4 protein-coding genes are annotated in these 2,869 nt (G+C 69.0%); all 4 read right to left on the bottom strand.

The window, feature by feature from the left end; translation table 11 throughout:
* Positions 1 to 206, bottom strand: a 206-nt coding sequence (locus N878_RS16800) for an ATP-binding cassette domain-containing protein (RefSeq protein ID WP_031303332.1), incomplete at its 3' end; no start/stop codon positions are given.
* A gap of 32 nt (positions 207 to 238) precedes the next feature.
* Complete coding sequence (locus N878_RS16795; RefSeq protein WP_021444766.1) at positions 239 to 1,180, bottom strand: ABC transporter substrate-binding protein; 942 nt, start codon at positions 1,178 to 1,180, stop codon at positions 239 to 241.
* Positions 1,177 to 1,929 (bottom strand): TetR/AcrR family transcriptional regulator, encoded by a 753-nt coding sequence (locus tag N878_RS16790; RefSeq protein WP_218186846.1) that lies wholly within the window; start codon positions 1,927 to 1,929, stop codon positions 1,177 to 1,179. The genes N878_RS16795 and N878_RS16790 overlap by 4 nt, the downstream gene beginning before the upstream one ends.
* A 35-nt stretch (positions 1,930 to 1,964) precedes the next feature.
* The coding region (locus tag N878_RS16785; protein WP_021444764.1) for an SMP-30/gluconolactonase/LRE family protein at positions 1,965 to 2,869 on the bottom strand (905 nt) is incomplete at its 5' end.

Genomic DNA, 2,869 nt, shown 5'->3' with positions numbered 1-2,869 from the left:
ATGGCCGCGCCCTTGCGGCGCACGCTGCCGTGGCTCGGCGCCACGAAGCCGGCGGCGGCGCGCAGCAGGGTGGTCTTGCCGCAGCCCGAGGGACCGATCACGCACACGAACTCGCCGCGCTTCACCGTCAGTTCGACGGGCGAGAGGATTTGCCGGCCGCCGAGCTCGATGGCCACGTGGTCGAAGTGCAGGACGGTGTCGGTCATGGTCGGTGCGGGCGCGTGGGGCGTGGCGTGCCTCACTTGGCGATCAGGCGCGCGACATCGGGCACCGTCTTGAGCATGTCCTGGTCCTTCATGAGGTTGACCCAGTAGGTGAGCTGCTTCTCGGTCACGACCGGGCCGGGCGGCGAGATCTGCACCTTGGCGATCACCTCGGGCGGCAGCTTGATGTACTTGCCGATGGCGGCGCGCACGGCGTCGTTGTTCTTCGGCTGGTTCATGAAGCCAGCGGCCTCCTGCACCGCTTCGCGGAAGGCCTTGGCGGCCGCCGGGTTCTTCGCCACCCAGTCGCGCCGCGCGGTGTGGATGATGGTGGGCTGGTTCTCGGGCAGGAAGGTCGAGTAGTAGGAGGCCACGTAGCCCACACCGCTGTCGGTGATGCGGCTCATGAAGGGGTCGGCACTCACGACCGCATCCACCGAACCGCCGCGCAGCAGGTCGCCGTGCTGCGGGAACGAGGCTTCGACGAAGTTCACCTTTTTGAAGTCCACGCCCTGGTTCTTGAGCCAGCCGCGGAAGGTCACGTGCAGGAAGGCGCCCAGACCCGGCACGCCGATCTTCTTGCCCACGCAGTCCTGCGCGGTGCGGATGCCGCTGCCGGCCTTGGCCACCAGGCCGAAGCCGGTGATGGTCTTGGAGGTCACGCCGCCACCGGCCACCACCACGTGGTCCAGGCCACCATCGACCGACTGCAGGAACACGCTGGGCGTGGGGCCACCGATCTGCAGCGAGTCGGCCTGCACCGCGGCCGGGATGGTGGAGTTGATCGGGATGAACTTGAGCTCCACGTCGAGCGCGCGTTTCTTGAAGTAGCCGTTCTCGGCCGCGACGAACACCGAGGCGAAGTCGGTCACGGCGGTGTAGCCGAACACGATCTTGGTGGTGGCTTGCGCGAAAGCCGGCAGGCTCATCGCGGCGGGAACGGAGGCCAGGGCGGCCAGGGCGGTGCGACGTTTCATGCTTGTCTCCTTCTGGGTGGGGTGATCGAACTCTTCCGGGGCGATTCGGGCAGGGCGGCGCGCAGGCCGCCCACGATGAAGCGCACCAGCCGCTCGGCGGCGGCGGGGTCGCTGGGCTTGTTCTGGTTGCGCGAGAGGCGCGCGACGCGGACGTCCACCAGATGGTGCAGCAGGGCGCCCAGCGCGAACTGGTAACCCCAGGCCGCGTCGGCGCGGCTGCCCTGGGGCAGGGCGTGGTGCAGCGCGTCGATGAAGCGGTGCGCCATCGGGTCGAAGAAGTCGCGCAGCACGCGGTCGGACTCCTCGCCGTGGTAGGCCAGTTCGCGGCCCACCAGCTGCGCGTAGTACTGGCCTTCGGGGCTGGAGCGCATGCGGATCACCGGGCCCACGAAGGCCTCGACGATGCGCGTGAGGGTCTGCGGGTCCGCCGGGTCGTGCGACGCGGCATCGAGCGCTTCGAGGCGCTCGTCGATGGTCTGGCTCCAGTGCGCGAAGACCGCGTGGAACAGGTCCTGTTTCGGGCCGTAGTAGTAGGCCACCAGGGCCAGCGGCACACCGGCTTCTTCGGCGATCTGGCGGATCGTCACCGCGTGGTAGCCGCGCTGCGCAAACAGCTTCTCGGCCGCGAGCAGGATGGCCTGCTGCCGGTCGGGGCGGGGCGGCGCTTCGCTTTTTCGGCGGGCAGGGGCGGGCGCGGTCTTGCGGGCAGGCATGGCGGGATTGAACGCTTGATCAAAATTGTTGTACACCCGTACAAACCCTCGGCAACACCGAGGGCCTTGGGCTACCAGTGCACCATCGGCAGGCCGGGCACGGGCGAGGTGAAGTACGGGATCGTGGTGCCCATCAGGCTGCCGAGGTAGACCGTGCGCAGGTCCGGGCCGCCGAAGGTCACGCTGGCCATCCACGGCGCCAGCGTGCCGCGCGCGCGCAGCATGTCTTCGGCGGTGAGCGTGCCGTCGTTCATGTGGTCCAGCAGCACTTTCGACGCCTCGGGGTTGCCGTCGTCGAGCAGCAGGCGCTGGTCGCCTTGCGGCGTGAGCGCGATCAACTGGTCGGTCATCACCAGCGTGCACCAGAGGTTGCCGAAAGCATCGAAGGCGATGCCGTCGGGAAAGCCGCCCAGGTGCGAAGGCCCGAACACCTCGCGTTCGGCCAGGCCCACGCCCTGCGCCGACTCCACCACCCGCATGCGGCTGATGTGCGGCCCGGTGGTCTCCACGATGTAGAGCCATTCCTCGCGCGCGTCGAAGCGGATCTCGTTGGTGAAGTGGAAGCCGTCGGCCACCACGCGCAGGCCGTGCGCGTCCACCACCGCGATATAGCCGTCGCGCACGCGGCTGCTCGCCGCCACGGTCCAGGGGTTCACGCGCGTGGACACGGTCAGCCAGATGCGGTCCTTCGTGTCGCGCAGCACGAAGTTGACCTTGCCAATCGGCTGGCCGTCGATGCGGTCGTGCAGCGTGCGCGTCTGGCCGTCGCGCGTCATGACCTCCAGCCGGTCGGTGCCGAAGTTGGCGATCAGCACGTCGCCGTTGGCGGCGAAGGCCAGGCCGTTGGGCAGCGTGCCCTGCGTGTACTTGGCCTCCACGTCGTCGGTCGATGCCTGCGCGGCGGTGGCGAAGCGCTCGTCGGCGCGCTGGCCGATGAAGCGCTGCTGGCCATCGGCGCCGATGCGCGTGACGCCGC

It is taken from the genome of Pseudomonas sp. EGD-AK9 (assembly GCF_000465935.2).
GTDB lineage: Bacteria > Pseudomonadota > Gammaproteobacteria > Pseudomonadales > Pseudomonadaceae > Aquipseudomonas.
This window is presented reverse-complemented; position numbering and strand designations above follow the sequence as displayed.

What these genes read in the sequence shown, in the direction of transcription:
- N878_RS16795 (WP_021444766.1), bottom strand. Translation starts at nt 1,180, where the DNA reads ATGAAACGTCGCACCGCCCTGGCCGCCCTGGCCTCCGTTCCCGCCGCG.